Genomic DNA, 16,464 nt, shown 5'->3' on the forward strand with positions numbered 1-16,464 from the left:
TAAATTGCTGGCCGCCCAAATTCAATTTTGAAACGAACTAAGACAATCTGGATCAACCCACATGATCAAGTGATTGAAGCATCAGCGAGATATGCGTGTCGCCGTATTTTCGACTGTCCAACAACTGGAATCCATCCGGTGCCTGCATCGGGGCGTTTTCTTCCCACACGATAAAGGCCCCCTCAGCGATCCATCCAGCCTCGGCTGCCTTTGCCAGCGCTTTTTGGCCCATGGATTTGCCGTAAGGCGGGTCCAGAAAGATCAGGTCGTAGGGCGCGTTCGGGTTTTCACCCAGACGCGTCGCATCCCGGCGGATCAGATCGGTCCGGTCCGCGCTGCGGGTCAGGTCGATATTCTTGCGGATCAGGCCCTGCGCCACACGCCCGTCATCCACAAAGGTGACATGGTCAGCCCCCCGCGACAGCGCCTCGAGCCCCAGCGCGCCGGTGCCTGCGAACAGGTCCAAAACGCGCAAGCCCTCAAAGTCGATCTGATGGCTCAGGACGTTGAACAGGCTTTCACGCACCCGGTCGGTGGTGGGACGCAGATGGGCACCCGCATCCCCTTTGCCGACCGAGGCCAAGGCACGACCCCGAAACTCTCCGGCGATGATCCTCACGCTTTGAGCAGCGGTTTCAGATCCGCAGCCGGGTCGGCCACCACGGCAGGATCAGCGGTTTTGCCCGCGTCGATCAGGCGCTTGCCCACCATATAGGCGCGCGGGTCGTTCATCGCATCGACCGCAATCAGCTGATCGCCCCTGTAGTACCAGAACGACACGGTCTGACCTTCGCCCTGACGGGTCACAACCCGATCATAGCCCGCGTTCAGGCCCGCGATCTGCAGTTTGACGTCATATTGATCCGACCAGAACCAGGGCGTTGCTGTATAATCCTTGGCCGCCCCCAGCATGTTCTGAGCCACGATCTCGGCCTGATCGATGGCGTTGGGCACACTTTCCAGACGAATGCGCCCCGCGCCATGCGGGAACGAGGCACAATCCCCCGCCGCCCAGATCGACGGATCAGATGTGCGGCCATGCGCGTCGGTTTTGATGCCGTTGTCCAGCTCAAGCCCGGCCATCTCGGCCAGTTGGCTGGACGGCGCGATGCCCACGCCGACGACCACAAAATCAACCTCGATTTCGGTTCCATCCGTCAGAACTGCGCCGATCACCTTGCCGTTTTCACCGATCAGACGATCAAGGCCCACACCCTCGCGGATATCGGCGCCATGACCCATATGCAGCGCGCGGAAATAGTCGCTGGTTTCCTTGGCGGCGACGCGTTGAAGGATACGCTCGGCCATTTCTACCAGAGTCACCTTGACCCCGCGCTTGGCGCATACGGCTGCGGCCTCAAGCCCGATATAGCCACCGCCCACGATAAGCGCCCGCGCGCCTTCGGTGACCCGAGGCTCCATCTCGTCGATATGGGCCAGATCACGTACCACATGAACGCCCTGAAGATCACCGCCGATAGAGGCAGGCAGATAGCGCGGATCCGACCCGGTGGTCAGCGCCAGTTCATCGTATGAGATGACTTCATCCCCCACGGTCACGGTCTTGGCCTTGGGGTCAATGGCAGTGACGCGCTGGCCCAGACGCAGGGTGATGTTGTTGTCGGCATAGAAGCTTTCGGGGCGCAGGAACAGACGCTCCAGCTCCATTTCGCCCAGCAGATAGGCCTTGGACAAGGGCGGGCGTTGGTAGGGCAGATGCGGCTCGGCCCCGATCAGGGTGATATCCCCTTCAAACCCATCCTTGCGCAGTTTCGCAACAAGTGACGATCCGGCCTGCCCGGCGCCGATCACGACAATATGGCTCATGTGCATCACACCCTGTCGAATTCTCATGGTTACTTTTGTCCGACCACCTATATTGCGGCATAGCCCGACTCTGCAAATCCAAACGACAGGAGCTGATAAATGATTACAACAGGTGAGATGCTGCCCGACGCCACGCTGACCCAAATGGGTGCAGAAGGCCCCGAAGAGGTTCGGATTTCAGACAAGACCGCGGGACGAAAAGTGGTGATCTTTGCCGTTCCCGGCGCGTTCACGCCGACCTGTCATTCAGCCCATGTGCCCAGCTTCATGCGCACCAAAGATCAGTTCAACGCCAAGGGCGTAGATGAAATCATCTGCATTTCCGTCAACGACCCGTTCGTGATGAAAGCCTGGGGCGAAGCGACCGGCGCGACTGACGCAGGCCTGACCCTGCTGGGCGATGCCGCATCCGAGTTCACAAAGGCCATCGGCATGGATTTCGACGCCCCGCCCGCCGGGCTGCTGGCGCGTTCCCAGCGTTACGCGATGCTGGTCGAAGATGGCAAGGTCACCGCGCTGAACCTGGAAGAAAGCCCCGGCGCTTGCGAGATTTCGGCCGGTGAAGGCTTGCTCGAAGTCATCTGATGCTGTTCAGCCCCGGCTAAACCCAATTTAACTTGATAGAACTCCCCAGTGTGCGAATATCAAATGCATATAGCTGGGGAGTTTGGTTTATGTATCTCAGGGCCATTTCACTCATTTTGGGCGGCGCAGGCCTTCTTGCAGCTTGCGGCCCTGCCCCGACACCACAGCAACAAGCGGCACGGCAACATGAAATCGCCTGCCTGAGCGGCACCTTGGGTGGTGCGTTGATCGGGGGCGCAATCGGCAATCAGTTCGGAGGCGGTTCGGGCAAGTCCATTCTGACGGGTGCAGGTGCGGCTACCGGAAGTATCAGTGGCGCAAGATTCGCATGTTGAGGGGGACAGCTATGAAACGAGTAATCTGTATCGCCGCGCTTGTGATAGCCAGTGCCGCAGCTGCGGACGACGTAACTGAGCTAAATGAAAAAGAGCTGACAGCCATCGACTCGAACAACGATGGCTTTCTGTCCAAGGACGAGTTCAATGCCTTCTCAGACTACGCCTTTCAGGCGATGGACGAAGACAAGAACGGCACGCTCGGCCTGTCCGAGGCCAAACCGTTCCTCGACATAGAGCAATTTCAGGACGTTGACCGGAACGGCGACAGCCTTATCTCAAGAGCGGAATACGATGCGCAGATGAGCAACGATTTCGACTCTGCGGACAAGGATGGAAACGGCCGGTTGGACTAACCTCGGAGGGTGAGATGAACAGATGGATCTGGATCGGCGCGCTGGCCGTATTGGCGGCTTGTGACGTACCACAGGCCCCAGTTGTGACCGGTCCCGACGGGCAGGCCCGCATCCAGATCAACACCAGCGGGCTGACCTGCTATGAGAGGCGGTGTCTGGACATCAACCCAGCGGCGCGCAGTGTCCGGTCTATAGGCAACAAAACGACCCGCATTCCGGGCAATATCGACGTCAGTAGTGGCACGGTCACGCCGGATGAGTTCCGCCAGATGGCGATCACGGCATCCTTGGCTGGCGGAATTGGGTCCGGACAGGATCGCGACTAGACCAGTCCGTCCATCTTGCGCGCCAGTTTCGCATCCAGCGAAGACAACCCGCCGACGTCATGGGTGGACAGTACGACCTCGACCGTGCGGTACACGTTGGACCATTCGGGGTGGTGATTCCACTTTTCAGCCCAGATCGCCACTTGGGTCATCCATCCAAAAGCAGCGACGAAATTGTCAAAGATGAAGGTCTTGGTGATCGCATCCCGGCCTTCAACCATCGTCCATCCATTGTTGAACAGCGGATCCAGAAGGGGGCCACGGGTCTCGGTCGACAAAAGCTCGGTCATTGCTGTTCCTCCGGGTTCGATTTTCTGAACGGACCGTAATCCGTCAGAATCTCAATCTCTTCTCCCACCGCGCGGCCTTCGGCGTCCAGATATTTTTTGACGGCATCGGCGAATCCGGGATCGGCAATCCAATGAAGGCTGTGCGTGCGTGTTGGCAGGTAGCCACGTGCAAGCTTGTGTTCGCCCTGCGCTCCGGCTTCGACCCTTTGCATGCCATGTGCGATGGCAAAATCGATGGCCCTATAGTAGCACAGTTCAAAGTGCAGGCAGGCATGATGTTCCACACAGCCCCAGTAACGACCATAGAGTGTCTCACGCCCGATGAAATTCAGCGCGCCTGCAATGGGATACCCATCGCGTTCTGCCAGCACCAAAGCCATGTCACCGGCCATCGTCTCCTGGGCGATATCAAAGAACTGGCGCGTCAGGTAGGGTGAGCCCCATTTTCGCCCGCCGGTGTCCTGATAGAACCGCCAGAAGGCATCCCAATGCTCGGGCCGCAGGTCATCGCCGGTCAGGGTCAGGATCTCACCACCGAACCCATTGGCCTGCGCACGTTCTTTGCGGATATTCTTGCGCTTGCGCGAGGACAGCGCCGCCAGAAATTCGTCGAAATCCGTGTAATCGTCATTCAGCCAATGAAATTGCTGCGAGCTGCGCAGCATCAGGCCCATCTGCTCACCCGCCAGCGCCTCGTCCTCGGTGCAGAAAGTCGCGTGAAGCGACGAGACCTGATTGTCTGCCGCCAGTTGCACAGCGCCCTGCACCAGCGCGGACATCCCAATCCCTTCATATCCCGGACGCACCAGAAAGCGCCGCCCGGTGGCGGGCGTGAAAGGGGCCGCGATCTGCAGTTTAGGATAGTACCGCCCGCCCGCGTTTTCATACGCATGGGCCCAGCTGTGGTCGAAGATATACTCACCCTGACTGTGCGACTTGGCATACATAGGCGCCGCCGCGATCAGCATTCCATCCAGATAGGCCGTCAGGTATTGAGGCTGCCAACCGGTGACCCGCCCAACCGAGCCGCTGTTTTCCAGGGCCAGCAAAAACCGGTGCGTGGTAAATGGATCCAGCGGACGCCCGCCATCCGCCGCCTCTGGGCAGGCGCAGGCATCCCACTCGGCCGCAGAGACTTGCGAGAGTGACCCGAGTACCTGAATTTCGATCTGCGCCTGATCCATATGCCCTCCGCGTCTGCTCTTTATCTGTGACGAGGTGCGACGGGTTCAACCCGGATGCTTGGCCAGATACCCCTCGAAGGTCACATTGTCGGCAACGGCGCGGGCCTCTGCCTCTTGTTCGGGCGACTTTACCGTCCAACACAGGATTGGCACACCGCGCGCTTTCAATTCGGCCACGCGCGGACGGTCCAGATCATGAACCTCATGGCTGATGAAACTCGCCCCAACCCGGTCGAAATCCGGGATGTCGCGCAGGTGATCGCACACCGATTGCGGCAGCAGTTCGACCTTGGGCTTGTAAGAACAAGTCACGATCCCACGTGGCAGATGCGGGGCCAGGCGGGCCAGCTCGGCCACACTGTTGGGGTTGAACGACATCAGCGCCACGGGACCGTCATAACCCTCTAGCGCCCGCACGGCATCCGCCTCAAGCGGGCCGACATCGGTGCCCATGGCCCCATCCTGATCCTTGAACTCGATCAACAACGGAACCTTGCCCGCGACCATCTCAAGCACCTCATCGAGGGTGGGAATGCCATCCTCGGCATGCAACAGCTGCGTGGCCTGCGCCTGCGTCGCCGAGACCTGCTGGATCGGGCCGGACTGCCCCGTTAGGCGCGCCATGTCATAGTCATGAAACACCATCGCGCGGTTGTCCGAGGTCCGCTGCAGGTCAATCTCGATCCCGTAGCCGGCCTCGATCGCGGCGCGAATAGCCGCCCGGCTGTTTTCCGGGCGGTTGTCTGTTTTGTCATGCAGCGCCCGGTGCGCGATCGGGGCTTTCAGAAACGCGGGCGGCAGAGCAGGTGTCATTGGACTTCGAAGATACCTTCGATTTCGACAGCAACACCCAGCGGCAGCGATGCAGCGCTGACGGCCGAGCGGGAATGACGACCCGCGTCGCCCAGCGCCTCAACCAGGAAATCGGACGCGCCATTGATCACCTGCGGCTGCGCGGTGAAATCAGCGGTCGAGTTCACAAAGCCGGTCAGCTTGATCACCCGCACCAGTTTCTCGATATCCCCACCGCAGGCCGCTTTGACCTGAGCCAGCAGGTTGATCGCACAAACCTTGGCCGCCGCGGCACCCGCGTCGACGTCCATGTCATCGCCCAGTTTGCCGGTGATCAGGGTGTCCGTTTTGGAAACCTGGCCCGAAACATGGATGATATTGCCCACGCGCACGAAAGGTACATAGTTGGCGGCAGGGGCTGGTGCGTCCGGCAGCGATACGCCCAGGCTTTGCAGTTTTTCCGAGATGCTCATGTGATTGTCCTCACCCAAATTCTACTCGGGCGGACGCTAACCGGGATGATGCCGCTGGAAAAGCCGGAAATCGATTTTTTTGGCCGTTGCAATCAGTGGGCGTATCCTGTCCTATTTTCGAACTGTTGAAGCCGTGTCACTTTACCTTGTTTGATTTACCGGGTTTAACGCTATGTGTTTCATTCGACCGACGGAACCACTATGTGACAGCAACTTGTGTCGATGGAGCACATGGGTACTGATTGATAGCCCAAGCAATTTTGCCGGGCAGTATTGGAGTAGCTAACACCGTGTCGAGCAGATTTGGCCTCAAACATCTTATTGTTCTGTCACTTATGGTTGTTTTGTCGGCCTGTGCGACACAACCTCCCGAGCAGGCTGCCCGGGGTGAGGTTTTCGACCCCTACGAGAATGCCAACAGAGGCATTCACAAGTTCAACCTCGGCGTCGACCGGTTTCTGTTTCGCCCGGCCTCGAAAGGCTATGTGAAGATCGTCCCTGATCCGATGGTGACAAGCTTCAGTACCTTTGCAGAAAACATCTCTCTGCCCGGTCAGGCTGTGGACTACCTATTGCAGGGCAATCCCAAACAGATGGGCAATGCGCTGCTGCGGTTCGTGATCAACATGACCGTGGGTGGTTTTGGCCTGTCGGCTCCAGCAGATGAGCTGAACCTGCCGCCCGTCGACACGGATTTTGGCGAAACCCTGCACATCTGGGGCGTCGGCGAAGGCGCGTATGTCGAGCTGCCGTTTTACGGGCCTTCAACCACCCGCGACGCCGTGGGTGTTGTGGTCAACCTGTTCTCGAATCCAATCAACTTCACTCCGGTACGCCCTGCGGACAATCTGGGGGTTTATGCCGAGGTTGTTCGCCGGATGGGGGATCGAGGCCGTTTTTCTGATACAGTGGATTCGATTCTTTATGAAAGTGCCGACAGCTATGCGCAGGCCCGGCTGATCTATCTGCAAAACCGCCGCTTCGAATTGACACGAGACGACGAGGACGCCTTCCTGGATCTTTACAATGATCCATATGCCAACACCGGAACCGACCCAGTCAGTGACCCCTTTCTCGACCCTTACGAGGACCCCTATGCTGAGTAACGCATTGAACCGAAGATATTTCCTGAAAACCTCTGTCGCCGGGGCAGCTATTGTTGCCCTGCCTCTGCCCGCTTTGGCCCTGACCGAGGCCGGTGCCAAGCAATTGGTCAACAGTGTTGTCACAGATATCAACCGCGTGATCGCCTCGGGCAAATCCGAAAAAGCCATGCTGCGCGATTTCGAGAAGATTTTCGTGCAATACGCGGATGTGCCGATCATGGCGCGTTATGCCCTTGGGGCGGACGCCCGATCGGCCTCTCCGGCGCAGCTGAAGCAATTCACCAAGGCGTTTCAGGGCTATATCTCACGCAAATACGGACGCCGGTTCCGCGAATTCATTGGCGGTCAGGTGGATGTGCGAAATGCGCGGAAAATCAAAGCCGGGTACGAAGTGCGCACCTCGGTCAAGCTGCGTGGATCATCGCCCTTTGATGTGACCTTCCTGGTCTCTGACAAATCCGGTCGCGACAAATTCTTCAACATGTTCATTGAGGGTGTGAACTTGCTGTTGACCGAGCGTACCGAAATCGGGGCGATGCTGGATGCGCGCAAAGGCAACCTGAATCAGCTGATCAAAGACCTGGGAAAAACCGGCTAACGGCTTGTTTGTTTGATGAACGCGCCTCCGCGCCCTGTGCGTCGGAGGCGTTTTCATTTCTGCACCCGTAAGATGGTGATTGCACTTTCTAAGCGCGCTCACTCCGGGACCTGTGTGTGGCTTTCCAAAGCCCTCTCAACAGGAGATGCCTCTCGTTCCACGCCCAGCCGAGACCCTCTAAGGCATATAGCTGCGCACCAACGCGCTTGCGATCAAAGCCCATCCATCAGCGATCACGAAAAACGCCAGCTTGAACGGCAGCGAGACGATTGCAGGAGGAACCATCATCATGCCCATCGACATCAATACGGCGGCTACGACCAGGTCAATGATCAGAAAAGGCAGGAAAATAAGGAACCCGATCTGAAACGCCCGGGCGATTTCCGACAACATGAAGGACGGCATCAGGACCGAAAGCGGAGCATCCGGAGACAGGACCATCCCCTCCCCTCCGGGGCGCAGCGCGGCCATGGATTGAAAGGTATCCACATCCAGTCGCGCCGCCATGAACTCACGGAACGGATTCAGGGCATGTTCCAGGGCCGCTTCAACCTCAAGCGTTTCATTGATCAAAGGCTCAATACCGACGGTCCAGGCTTCGGCGAACACCGGCTCCATAATGAAATAGGTCAGGAACAGCGCAAGACTGACGATCAGCATATTCGGCGGCGATTGCTGCAACCCGATACCCTGCCGCAGGATCGCAAGAACCGTGATCAGAAAGGGAAAACAGGTGATCATGATCGCCAACCCGGGCGCAAGACTGAGGACGGTGATCAACAAAATCAACTGGATCGTCCGGGCCGAAATGGACCCGCCCTCCCCAAGCGACAGGCTCACATCCTGCGCCGCAGCCAGCGAAGGCAACATTGCCACCGCTACCACAATCAGCCAGAGCCACAGGCGCATCAGCCGATACCGTTCTGCAAGTCTGCTATTTCGGTCAGGCGCACGGCCAGTTGACCGGCCTGATCGCCCTCCATCTCTTCCAGAAGGCCACGGGCAACCAGTTGGTCACCGACATAGAGATCCACGGGGTCTTCGATCCGTTTGTCCAGCGTCAGCACCGCATTTTCGCCCATGTTCAACAAGTCGCGGATCAACGGGCGGGCGCGTCCGACGGAAACTGTGACCTCGATCGGGACAGCATCAAAAGGGTTGGTTTTCTGGGATGGGGTATCAGTCATGGGTCAAAGCCTCTTTCGCCTCAAACATGTAGGAGTCAAATGCCTGCTGCACCGAGGTCAGCAGGTCCGCACAATCCACCTCGCGCCGCGAGATACCGACCTGCAGCCGCGCCTGTCCGGGTTGCAGCGACGGATCTTCGATCACACGCGGTGGCTGTGGCATATCCGATGACAGCAAATCTTCGACCTCGGTTGCGCGCCCTTCTGGCACAAGGATTTGGATGGGTTGGTCGATCTGGGTTCGTGCCATGTCTTGCAACTGTTCCGACAGGCGGTGGGCAAAGCTGCGGTCGATACAATCCGGCAGCACCAAGTTCACCAGGCTTTGGAACATCGGCTCCAGCGACAGGGTCATGCGTGTCAGCGCTTCGTGGTAGGTAAAGGACATATCTTCCAAAGCCTTGGCCAGTTCCGCCGAAACCTGGCCCCGGTTGTGTTCCTGCGCTTGAACGGCGTCTTCCCATCCCGCGCCATAGCCTTGTTCGAAGGCAGCCAGGCGCAGTTCCTCCAGCGCGTCTTCGTCCAGAAGATGCAGCTTGCCGCCTTCGACCTGCGCGGTGAAATCCTCAAGAAGGTGAGCAATCGACATCAGACCCGCTCCTCGCCTTCTTCAAGCCAACTGCGCAGAATCTCGACCGTCTCTTCCTGTTTGTCGCCGATCATCGCCCGCAACCGATCCACGGGATCTGCGTTGCTGTCCGACCCAAGCGCCGGTACGCCAGCTGACTGCGCCTGTCCCGGCAGAGCCGTGAACTCGGTCGCCTCATCTGACGCGATCTCACCGACTAGAACCTGAGTATCCTGTGCGTCTCCGCCACCTGCAGGCAACAAGGCGGGGACAGCAGACGGTTTCATCAGGATCGGGCGAATGACGAACAAGGCCAGAACCAGCGAAACAAGTGCAAGCACCGCCATCTGGATCAGAGACATCGCGTCCAGATGAATATTCTGCCACATGGAGGATGAAGCCAGTGTTCCCTGCGGCTCTACCACCGGCAAATCAAGCGATTTCAACGTGATCACATCGCCCCGAGCGGCATCGAAGCCAACGGCTGAGGCCACCAGCTCCTCTAGCGCGTCAAGCTCGACCTGAGGCAAGGGTTCAAAGCTTTCCGTCCCTGCTTCATCGACTGACCGGATGCCATTGACTAACACCGCGACAGTCAGGCGCTTGATGGCTCCGGGTGCATTGTGAACCTCAAGTTCCGTTTCCGAGACCTCATAGTTCACACGCTCGCGGGTCTGCGTCGCGTTTGAGTTCGATTCGTCCCCGCCCGCGCCATCACCATCCGGCAGGTTGGAGGCTACCGTCACATCGCCAGACTGATTGCGCGCACTGTCCGAGCGTTCTTCGACATCTGTACTGATCGCGACCCGCCCCTTTGGGTCAAAGCGGCGTTCGCGGATGGATTCGGTCTTGGTTACTGTGTCCACACTGACCTCAACCACGGCGTTTCCGGTGCCCACACGCGCCTCGACAAGTCGCAGCACGCGTTCACGCAGTTGACGGGATTTGTCATCCGCCGTGTCAGCCACAACCGCTGTGTCCTGGCCGCCAATCACGGCACCGTTCGAATCCACAACCGTCACGTTTTCCGGCGCTAGCCCGCTGACCGCCGAGGCGACCAGAAAGCGAATCGCCTTGGCCTGATCGCCAGTTATCTGCCCGCCCGATGGAACCAGATAGACCGAGGCCGTGGGCGCAACGCTGCGCTGAAACGGGTTGGTCGATCCATTTGCGATATGCACCCGGGCCTGACTGACATGAGGGCCTCCGACGATGGTGCGCGCCAGCTCCCCTTCTTTTGCGCGCCAATAGGCGGCATCGAACATCTGCGACGTAGTGCCAAATCCGCTTAGCGAATCGAGCAATTCATAGCCGCGATTGCCATTGGCAGGCAGGCCTTCGCTGGCCAGAGTCATGCGCAACTCATCCCGCTGCGAACTGGACACGTAGATTGAGCCACCCCTGATTTCATACGTGACGCCGCGCTGATCGAGCGCGCGCACGATATCGCCCGCGGCACCGCTTTCCAGCCCTGCGTAAAGAAGGGTCATAGACGGTGCCGTCACAAGACGGGACATCCCGAGAACCCCCAGAAACACCAGCGCAACCGCGCCGACGACAATGATTTGCTTTCGCCTGTCCAAACTTGCCCAGACAGTTCCGATCTGCTGCACGCTCACCTCCGACTCGCCGACATTCTGCCCGGCGCATCCCTTGTTTGAACGATTGCCCTTAACAATCGGTTAGTCCCTGTCGGGTTATGACAGCTTCAGATCGAATGAATGAGGACGTCATGACTGACGCTACAGCAAAAGAGGCAGAAGCCCCTAAGAAATCAGGAAAAATGGGCCTGATCGTCGGAGTGATTCTGGCGCTCGTCGGGGCGGGTGGCGGCTATTTTGCGACCACGACCGGGCTGTTGCCCTTCGGGGCAAAACCCGAGAAGGCGGAATCGCTGGACGCAGAAAAAGACAAACCGGCCAAGGCCCTGCCGGATGTGGGATTCGTCAATCTTCCGCCCGTGATCCTGTCGGTGAATGCGGGTGAGTCGCGGCATCTGAAATTCCACGCGCAGCTCGAAGTTAACTCGGCCTACATCAGTGATGTGAAAAAAATGCAGCCGCGAATCATGGATGTGCTGAACGGATATCTTCGCGCGCTTGAGGTTTCGGATCTCGAGGATTCTGTGGCGTTGATACGTATCCGGGGCCATCTGCTGCGGCGCATTGAAATCGTCGTCGGAGAGGGTCGCGTGCGCGACGTTCTGGTGATGGAATTTGTTCTGAATTAGGAGGCGAAATTGGAGCTTATTGCAGATATTTTGCTGGTCGCGGGCGCGCTGGGCGCCGGTCTGTATTGCTTTGTTCTGTCACGCCGCCTGAGACGGTTCACGGACCTGGAACAAGGCGTGGGTGGGGCCGTCGCAGTGCTGTCGACCCAGGCGGAAGAGTTGAAAAAGTCGCTGGACAGCGCGCGGGTTGCCTCGGACCAATCCGGAGATGATCTGAAAGAACTGACGGAGCGCGCGCAATCGGTTGCGCAGCGGCTCGAGTTGATGATGGCCTCGATGCATGACGTCATTCCGGAGGAAAAGGCAACGCCTGAACCGGCAGCGCCGTCAGAACCGGACAAAGAGGCTGAGGGCAAGGCCGAGCCAGAGAAGATATCTGACACTCAGGAATCGGACGCAAACGACACGCCCGCCGAGGAAAACAAGCCCGAGCAACCCGAAAAAGCACCTGAAGGTTTGATGTTTTTCCGGCACAAACGGCAGGGTGTGGAGGCTGCGGAATGAAACGCCCTGGCACGCAGAAAGGCAGGGCGCGTCCCCGCGGCGGCGTGTTGGCGGTGATTGCTCTGCTGATGATCGGGTCCGCTGCGATTCGCCTAGGGCTGGAAGCCGGGCCTGCATTGGCCAAGACGGTTGAACCGACGAAGGCCGAAGAGTCGCCGATGTCAAAACCCTCTCCGGATCTGCAAGTGCTTTTGACCGAACTTCTGCGCCGTGAAAAACGCCTGAAACAGCGGGAAGAAGCTCTGGAAGAAAGGGAAAAGGCGCTTGAGATTGCCCATGAGGCCATCGAAACGCGCTTGGCCGCACTACAGCAGGCCGAAGAAGACCTGCGGGAAACATTGGCACTGGCGGACCAGGCGGCAGAAACGGATCTGACCCGGCTGACGGACGTCTACCAAAGCATGAAACCTAAAGATGCCGCCGCCCTGTTCGAGACGATGGATCCGAGTTTTGCTGCCGGTTTCCTGTCACGCATGCCCGCCGATGCAGCAGCGGGTGTGCTGGCCGGTCTCAGCCCCGAGGCTGCATATACGATCAGCGTTGTTATGGCAGGCCGAAATGCCAATGCGCCACAGGAATAATCACGTGCTTATCAAAGCTAATTTGACAGTTGTCGGAGATCGCAAATGATTGGAATTATTGGAATTGTCGTAATCTTTGTGATGGTGTTCGGCGGCTACCTGGCAGCGGGCGGCAAGATGACGATTATCATGAAATCCCTGCCGTTTGAGATGATGATGATCGGCGGCGCCGCTGTTGGCGCCTTTCTGATCAGCAACGATATGGGCGGGGTCAAACATACGATCAAAGACATGGCTAAGGTCTTCAAGGGGGCAAAGTGGAAACCCGAAGACTACCGGGACCTTCTGTGCCTTCTCTTCTCTTTGATCCGGATCGCACGTGCAAACCCGGTCGAGGTTGAACAGCACATTGAAGACCCCAAAAGCTCGAGCCTGTTTTCCGCCTACCCGAAAATCCAGGCCGACAAGGAAGCTGTGGACCTGATCTGCGACACGATGCGCTCGGCCGCGCTGAACTATGATGACCCGCATCAGGTCGAAGAAGTTCTGGAAAAGCGAATGGAAGCCAATTTCCATCATGCCATGCATTCCAGCCATGCGCTGCAAACCGTCGCCGATGGATTGCCCGCCCTCGGGATCGTCGCCGCAGTTCTGGGCGTGATCAAAACGATGGGGTCAATTGACCAGCCGCCCGAGGTTCTGGGCAAGCTGATCGGGGGCGCTCTGGTCGGGACATTTCTGGGGGTATTTCTGGCCTATGGTCTGGTGGGGCCCTTTGCGGGCAAGCTGAAAACCGTCGTGGAAGAAGACAATCACTTCTATCAACTGATCAAAGAGGTTTTGGTGGCAAATCTGCACAACCACAATGCCGCCATGTGTATCGAGGTCGGCCGCCAGAACACACCAACCCACAACCGGCCCGGTTTCTCGGAGCTTGAGGACGCTCTCAAGGAACTCAAACAGGCGGCGGCATGAAACACGCAGTTCTCTTCACGTTGATCCTGATCGCAATGGCAACCGCAGCGGCGGCTGAAACCCTGACTGTCCGGTCTGGAGAACATGACAGCCACACCCGCCTGGTCGTAAAGGTCCCGCCAGGCACCGAGTGGGCTCTAGCACGCCGCAAGAACGGGGCGCGCCTGACCGTTTCAATCAAAGATGTCCTGTTTCAGACAGACGGCGTTTTTGGGCGACTGACATCGGATCGCCTGTCTGCACTGTCGCAATCGGAACCAGGTGCCGCGCTTGACTTGGAGTTTGGTTGCGATTGCGTGGCCACGGCCTTTCTGTTTCAACAGTCGATGATCGTCGTGGACATTTCGCCGGGCACTTTGCCTCCGCCCCTAGCGGCCAACATCCCTTTACCTCCGCCTCTACCGCCGTTGGAGGTAGAAGACCCGCCGGAACCATTGGCTTTGCCGCTATTGGCGCTGAACCAGCAGGGGTTCAAGGATCAACTCTCGGCCAGGCTGCTGCAAGGTGCAGACCGAGAGGTTCTGGACCTGGACCTCGCCGCTATAGGACCTCGCACTTCCACTCTGCCAAGCGACACGTTCGTGCCGCCGAATTTTGCAGCGAATGTGAATGTCTCAACGATCGTGGACGAGTTGGAAGGTCTTCTTGGACCCGATATTCCTCAAATCGAAAGACGGCCCGCCTGTATCAGCAGCGCCCGACTGGGGTTCGACACATGGTCCGACGCGCGCCCGTTTGACGAACAGCTCGCTGATCTGCGCTCTGGCCTGTTTCAGGAGTTTGATCGCGTGGACACCGTCAAAGCCCTGAAGATGGCAAGGCTCTACGCGTTTTACGGGTTTGGTGCCGAGGCCGTCGCAACGCTCGACTTGGCAGGGGAACATTCCGAAGAACAGCGTTGGGTGCAGGCTATAGCCGCGCTTACAGATCACCGTGAGCCTGCAGAAGATACCCCTTTTCGAGGCCTTCAGCGTTGCAGCAGTGATGCGGCTTTTTGGTCTCTACTCAGTGAACAAAAGCTGAGCCCGGATGCGGATTTGAACGCGATAGAGCAGTCGTTTTCCAGCCTTCCCCGACACTTGCGCCGCAGTTTGGGCCCGAGATTGTCGTCGATACTGGTCGATGCCGACAAGTTGGAAGCCGCGAGACGGGTGATGCGTTCCGTTGATCGCGTTGAAACGGCGGAACAGCCCAGTGTTGCCAAGGCTCAGATCGCTCAGGCCGAAGGTGACTCTGAGATGGCCGATGCCATCCTGCAAGAGATCATTTCCACGCCGGAAACTGCAACAGATGCCCCTTTGGCCGTGGCGCGACTGGTCGAAAAACGCTGGACTGAGCGAGGGGCCATATCCCCGCAGGACGTTGCCCTTGCCGCAGCCTATGCGCTGGAGTTTCGTGGATCGAAGACCGGTCCCATGATGCAGAAAACGCATATTGTTGCGCTGAGTTTGAACAATGAGTTCGACACGGCATACGACCTTATCCGGGCTATGCCCGAGGGTGTTGATCGCGCGGATGTTCTAAACCGCCACATACATCTGCTGGAAGAACGGTCAAACGATGTAACTTTTCTGAAACAGATGTTTTCCATATCCGACAGCGACTCGATGGCCTTGACCACGCAAGCCGCTATTGCGGTGTCAGACCGGTTAGGTGCACTGGGATTTGCGGCTCACAGCTCTGCATTCGCCAATCGGACGCATGATACCACGGACCGATCCCAACGTGCCCGATTGCGCGCGCGCGCAGCCCTTTTGGACGAAAAGCCGCACAAAGCGATGTTGGAATTGTCCGATGATGCGTCAACCGCTGCCGGCAACCTGCGCGCTGAAGCGCTGGCGGCGACCGGCGATCTGGCTGCAACGGCGAACCTGTACCGTGATCTTGGCGAAACCGAGATTGCAAACCGGTATTTCTGGTTGGCTGGAAGCCCTGAAAGTATTGGGCCTGAAGGACGCTTTGCGGAACTGGCCGAGATTTCGGACAAACTTGCCTTGCCGCCTCGTCGTCTTGAAACGCCACTGGCCGATGCCCGTGGCTTATTGACCGACAGCCAGGAGACCAGAGCTGATATTGCCGACCTGTTCGCATTGCTCCCTGATCCGGAAGTCGTTTCCGAGGAAGGAAAAGATCCCGACCGATGACGCCAATCATCTAAGATCTTGTCCAAGACGCTCTGTCCACACCACCAGAGCGGTTCGCCCTTGCGCTGCGCCGAACGAATTCCTTGATCAAACCTGACGGGCTCTTTGCACTTTTGCGACGGTGTACCGCAACAGGCGCATGGCTATCTTCAAACCCTTGACCACCGAGTTTGGCGACTTGCTGAGAGGTTTCGGTAACAGGACGTGCCCGAAGCCGCCTCGGCTCAGGGTACTTTGATGTCTATGGCTCTGCATGGTTCAGGGTTTGAACACGGAACAATGGCAGATATCCAAGTGCATTCCTCTTCGTCATCGCTCACGCCGCGAAGGGCATCTACTGGGAACTAACCCTGAACCTAAATCCGGCGCGATTTGGAGCGTGGGATTCAGGCGCGGCTAGTCATTCCAAAAGAGAACGATGAACAGCATTCTGCCCCTGATGCATATCGAAGGGGCAGAACGT

20 protein-coding genes are annotated in these 16,464 nt (G+C 58.2%); 10 read left to right on the top strand and 10 right to left on the bottom strand.

Going from position 1 to position 16,464, the window contains the following annotated elements; genetic code table 11:
- Positions 1-52: 52 nt before the first annotated feature.
- Both rsmD and AC2FD8_RS01710 read right to left on the bottom strand, forming a co-directional pair.
- The gene (gene rsmD, locus AC2FD8_RS01705) at positions 53-619 is read right to left on the bottom strand and encodes a 16S rRNA (guanine(966)-N(2))-methyltransferase RsmD (protein ID WP_496853601.1); all 567 of its coding nucleotides are present in this window, start codon (positions 617-619) and stop codon (positions 53-55) included.
- A complete protein-coding gene (locus tag AC2FD8_RS01710) occupies positions 616-1,827 on the bottom strand; it encodes an NAD(P)/FAD-dependent oxidoreductase (RefSeq protein ID WP_496854001.1) in 1,212 nt (403 codons plus the stop codon). The genes rsmD and AC2FD8_RS01710 overlap by 4 nt, the downstream gene beginning before the upstream one ends.
- A gap of 99 nt (positions 1,828-1,926) precedes the next feature.
- Here AC2FD8_RS01710 and AC2FD8_RS01715 point away from each other — a divergent pair, with 99 nt between their 5' ends.
- The 3 genes from AC2FD8_RS01715 (at position 1,927) to AC2FD8_RS01725 (ending at position 3,429) form a co-directional block, all read left to right on the top strand.
- The gene (locus AC2FD8_RS01715) at positions 1,927-2,412 is read left to right on the top strand and encodes a peroxiredoxin (protein WP_496853600.1); all 486 of its coding nucleotides are present in this window, start codon (positions 1,927-1,929) and stop codon (positions 2,410-2,412) included.
- Positions 2,413-2,758: 346 nt separating this feature from the next.
- Positions 2,759-3,103: an EF-hand domain-containing protein gene (locus AC2FD8_RS01720; protein ID WP_480542064.1), complete on the top strand. Its 345-nt coding sequence runs from the start codon at positions 2,759-2,761 to the stop codon at positions 3,101-3,103.
- A gap of 14 nt (positions 3,104-3,117) precedes the next feature.
- Positions 3,118-3,429 (top strand): hypothetical protein, encoded by a 312-nt coding sequence (locus AC2FD8_RS01725; protein ID WP_170379420.1) that lies wholly within the window; start codon positions 3,118-3,120, stop codon positions 3,427-3,429.
- On the opposite strand, the gene AC2FD8_RS01730 is transcribed toward AC2FD8_RS01725, so the two are convergent.
- From AC2FD8_RS01730 to AC2FD8_RS01745, 4 genes are read right to left on the bottom strand one after another with little or no spacing between them, the layout of a single operon-like run.
- Complete coding sequence (locus tag AC2FD8_RS01730) at positions 3,426-3,719, bottom strand: 4a-hydroxytetrahydrobiopterin dehydratase (protein ID WP_170379422.1); 294 nt, start codon at positions 3,717-3,719, stop codon at positions 3,426-3,428. The two genes, AC2FD8_RS01725 and AC2FD8_RS01730, sit on opposite strands and share 4 nt — an antisense overlap.
- Positions 3,716-4,903, bottom strand: coding sequence for a GNAT family N-acetyltransferase (locus AC2FD8_RS01735; RefSeq protein WP_496853599.1), 1,188 nt, complete (start codon positions 4,901-4,903; stop codon positions 3,716-3,718). Before AC2FD8_RS01735 ends, AC2FD8_RS01730 begins: the two co-directional genes overlap by 4 nt.
- A 45-nt stretch (positions 4,904-4,948) precedes the next feature.
- Positions 4,949-5,716 carry a glycerophosphodiester phosphodiesterase family protein gene (locus AC2FD8_RS01740; RefSeq protein ID WP_496853598.1) on the bottom strand — a complete coding sequence of 256 codons (768 nt, stop codon included), beginning with the start codon at positions 5,714-5,716 and terminating at the stop codon, positions 4,949-4,951.
- Complete coding sequence (locus tag AC2FD8_RS01745; RefSeq protein WP_496853597.1) at positions 5,713-6,168, bottom strand: RidA family protein; 456 nt, start codon at positions 6,166-6,168, stop codon at positions 5,713-5,715. The genes AC2FD8_RS01740 and AC2FD8_RS01745 overlap by 4 nt, the downstream gene beginning before the upstream one ends.
- A 335-nt stretch (positions 6,169-6,503) precedes the next feature.
- Here AC2FD8_RS01745 and AC2FD8_RS01750 point away from each other — a divergent pair, with 335 nt between their 5' ends.
- On the top strand, positions 6,504-7,274 hold the full coding sequence (locus AC2FD8_RS01750; RefSeq protein WP_496853596.1) for an MlaA family lipoprotein: 771 nt from the start codon (positions 6,504-6,506) through the stop codon (positions 7,272-7,274).
- Positions 7,264-7,872 (top strand): MlaC/ttg2D family ABC transporter substrate-binding protein, encoded by a 609-nt coding sequence (locus AC2FD8_RS01755; RefSeq protein ID WP_496853595.1) that lies wholly within the window; start codon positions 7,264-7,266, stop codon positions 7,870-7,872. Before AC2FD8_RS01750 ends, AC2FD8_RS01755 begins: the two co-directional genes overlap by 11 nt.
- 177 nt (positions 7,873-8,049) lie before the next feature.
- Here AC2FD8_RS01755 and fliP read toward each other — a convergent pair whose 3' ends face one another.
- From fliP to fliF, 4 genes are read right to left on the bottom strand one after another with little or no spacing between them, the layout of a single operon-like run.
- On the bottom strand, positions 8,050-8,781 hold the full coding sequence (gene fliP / locus AC2FD8_RS01760; RefSeq protein WP_496853594.1) for a flagellar type III secretion system pore protein FliP: 732 nt from the start codon (positions 8,779-8,781) through the stop codon (positions 8,050-8,052).
- Positions 8,781-9,059, bottom strand: coding sequence for a FliM/FliN family flagellar motor switch protein (locus tag AC2FD8_RS01765; RefSeq protein ID WP_496853593.1), 279 nt, complete (start codon positions 9,057-9,059; stop codon positions 8,781-8,783). The genes fliP and AC2FD8_RS01765 overlap by 1 nt, the downstream gene beginning before the upstream one ends.
- On the bottom strand, positions 9,052-9,648 hold the full coding sequence (locus AC2FD8_RS01770) for a FliH/SctL family protein (RefSeq protein ID WP_496853592.1): 597 nt from the start codon (positions 9,646-9,648) through the stop codon (positions 9,052-9,054). The genes AC2FD8_RS01765 and AC2FD8_RS01770 overlap by 8 nt, the downstream gene beginning before the upstream one ends.
- On the bottom strand, positions 9,648-11,240 hold the full coding sequence (gene fliF / locus AC2FD8_RS01775; RefSeq protein ID WP_496853591.1) for a flagellar basal-body MS-ring/collar protein FliF: 1,593 nt from the start codon (positions 11,238-11,240) through the stop codon (positions 9,648-9,650). The genes AC2FD8_RS01770 and fliF overlap by 1 nt, the downstream gene beginning before the upstream one ends.
- Before the next feature lie 119 nt (positions 11,241-11,359).
- Between fliF and AC2FD8_RS01780 the strand changes: the two genes are divergently transcribed.
- The 5 genes from AC2FD8_RS01780 to AC2FD8_RS01800 are packed head-to-tail and all read left to right on the top strand — an operon-like array spanning position 11,360 to position 16,001.
- Positions 11,360-11,857, top strand: coding sequence for a flagellar basal body-associated FliL family protein (locus AC2FD8_RS01780; protein WP_496853590.1), 498 nt, complete (start codon positions 11,360-11,362; stop codon positions 11,855-11,857).
- A gap of 9 nt (positions 11,858-11,866) precedes the next feature.
- On the top strand, positions 11,867-12,361 hold the full coding sequence (locus AC2FD8_RS01785; RefSeq protein WP_496853589.1) for a hypothetical protein: 495 nt from the start codon (positions 11,867-11,869) through the stop codon (positions 12,359-12,361).
- On the top strand, positions 12,358-12,942 hold the full coding sequence (locus AC2FD8_RS01790) for a MotE family protein (protein WP_496853588.1): 585 nt from the start codon (positions 12,358-12,360) through the stop codon (positions 12,940-12,942). The genes AC2FD8_RS01785 and AC2FD8_RS01790 overlap by 4 nt, the downstream gene beginning before the upstream one ends.
- Before the next feature lie 45 nt (positions 12,943-12,987).
- The gene (motA, locus tag AC2FD8_RS01795; protein WP_496853587.1) at positions 12,988-13,857 is read left to right on the top strand and encodes a flagellar motor stator protein MotA; all 870 of its coding nucleotides are present in this window, start codon (positions 12,988-12,990) and stop codon (positions 13,855-13,857) included.
- Complete coding sequence (locus AC2FD8_RS01800) at positions 13,854-16,001, top strand: hypothetical protein (protein WP_496853586.1); 2,148 nt, start codon at positions 13,854-13,856, stop codon at positions 15,999-16,001. The genes motA and AC2FD8_RS01800 overlap by 4 nt, the downstream gene beginning before the upstream one ends.
- The last annotated feature ends 463 nt before the right edge of the window (positions 16,002-16,464 follow it).

The organism is Ruegeria sp. YTSC192 (genome assembly GCF_059609705.1).

Bases quoted from the DNA above. Each gene is read 5' to 3' on its own strand.
- motA (WP_496853587.1), top strand. From the start codon at position 12,988: ATGATTGGAATTATTGGAATTGTCGTAATCTTTGTGATGGTGTTCGGC.
- AC2FD8_RS01765 (WP_496853593.1), bottom strand. From the start codon at position 9,059: ATGACTGATACCCCATCCCAGAAAACCAACCCTTTTGATGCTGTCCCG.
- AC2FD8_RS01745 (WP_496853597.1), bottom strand. From the start codon at position 6,168: ATGAGCATCTCGGAAAAACTGCAAAGCCTGGGCGTATCGCTGCCGGAC.
- AC2FD8_RS01735 (WP_496853599.1), bottom strand. From the start codon at position 4,903: ATGGATCAGGCGCAGATCGAAATTCAGGTACTCGGGTCACTCTCGCAA.
- fliP (WP_496853594.1), bottom strand. From the start codon at position 8,781: ATGCGCCTGTGGCTCTGGCTGATTGTGGTAGCGGTGGCAATGTTGCCT.
- AC2FD8_RS01715 (WP_496853600.1), top strand. From the start codon at position 1,927: ATGATTACAACAGGTGAGATGCTGCCCGACGCCACGCTGACCCAAATG.
- AC2FD8_RS01725 (WP_170379420.1), top strand. From the start codon at position 3,118: ATGAACAGATGGATCTGGATCGGCGCGCTGGCCGTATTGGCGGCTTGT.
- AC2FD8_RS01750 (WP_496853596.1), top strand. From the start codon at position 6,504: ATGGTTGTTTTGTCGGCCTGTGCGACACAACCTCCCGAGCAGGCTGCC.
- AC2FD8_RS01780 (WP_496853590.1), top strand. From the start codon at position 11,360: ATGACTGACGCTACAGCAAAAGAGGCAGAAGCCCCTAAGAAATCAGGA.
- AC2FD8_RS01770 (WP_496853592.1), bottom strand. From the start codon at position 9,648: ATGTCGATTGCTCACCTTCTTGAGGATTTCACCGCGCAGGTCGAAGGC.
- AC2FD8_RS01710 (WP_496854001.1), bottom strand. From the start codon at position 1,827: ATGAGCCATATTGTCGTGATCGGCGCCGGGCAGGCCGGATCGTCACTT.
- AC2FD8_RS01720 (WP_480542064.1), top strand. From the start codon at position 2,759: ATGAAACGAGTAATCTGTATCGCCGCGCTTGTGATAGCCAGTGCCGCA.
- AC2FD8_RS01800 (WP_496853586.1), top strand. From the start codon at position 13,854: ATGAAACACGCAGTTCTCTTCACGTTGATCCTGATCGCAATGGCAACC.
- AC2FD8_RS01790 (WP_496853588.1), top strand. From the start codon at position 12,358: ATGAAACGCCCTGGCACGCAGAAAGGCAGGGCGCGTCCCCGCGGCGGC.
- AC2FD8_RS01740 (WP_496853598.1), bottom strand. From the start codon at position 5,716: ATGACACCTGCTCTGCCGCCCGCGTTTCTGAAAGCCCCGATCGCGCAC.
- AC2FD8_RS01755 (WP_496853595.1), top strand. From the start codon at position 7,264: ATGCTGAGTAACGCATTGAACCGAAGATATTTCCTGAAAACCTCTGTC.
- AC2FD8_RS01730 (WP_170379422.1), bottom strand. From the start codon at position 3,719: ATGACCGAGCTTTTGTCGACCGAGACCCGTGGCCCCCTTCTGGATCCG.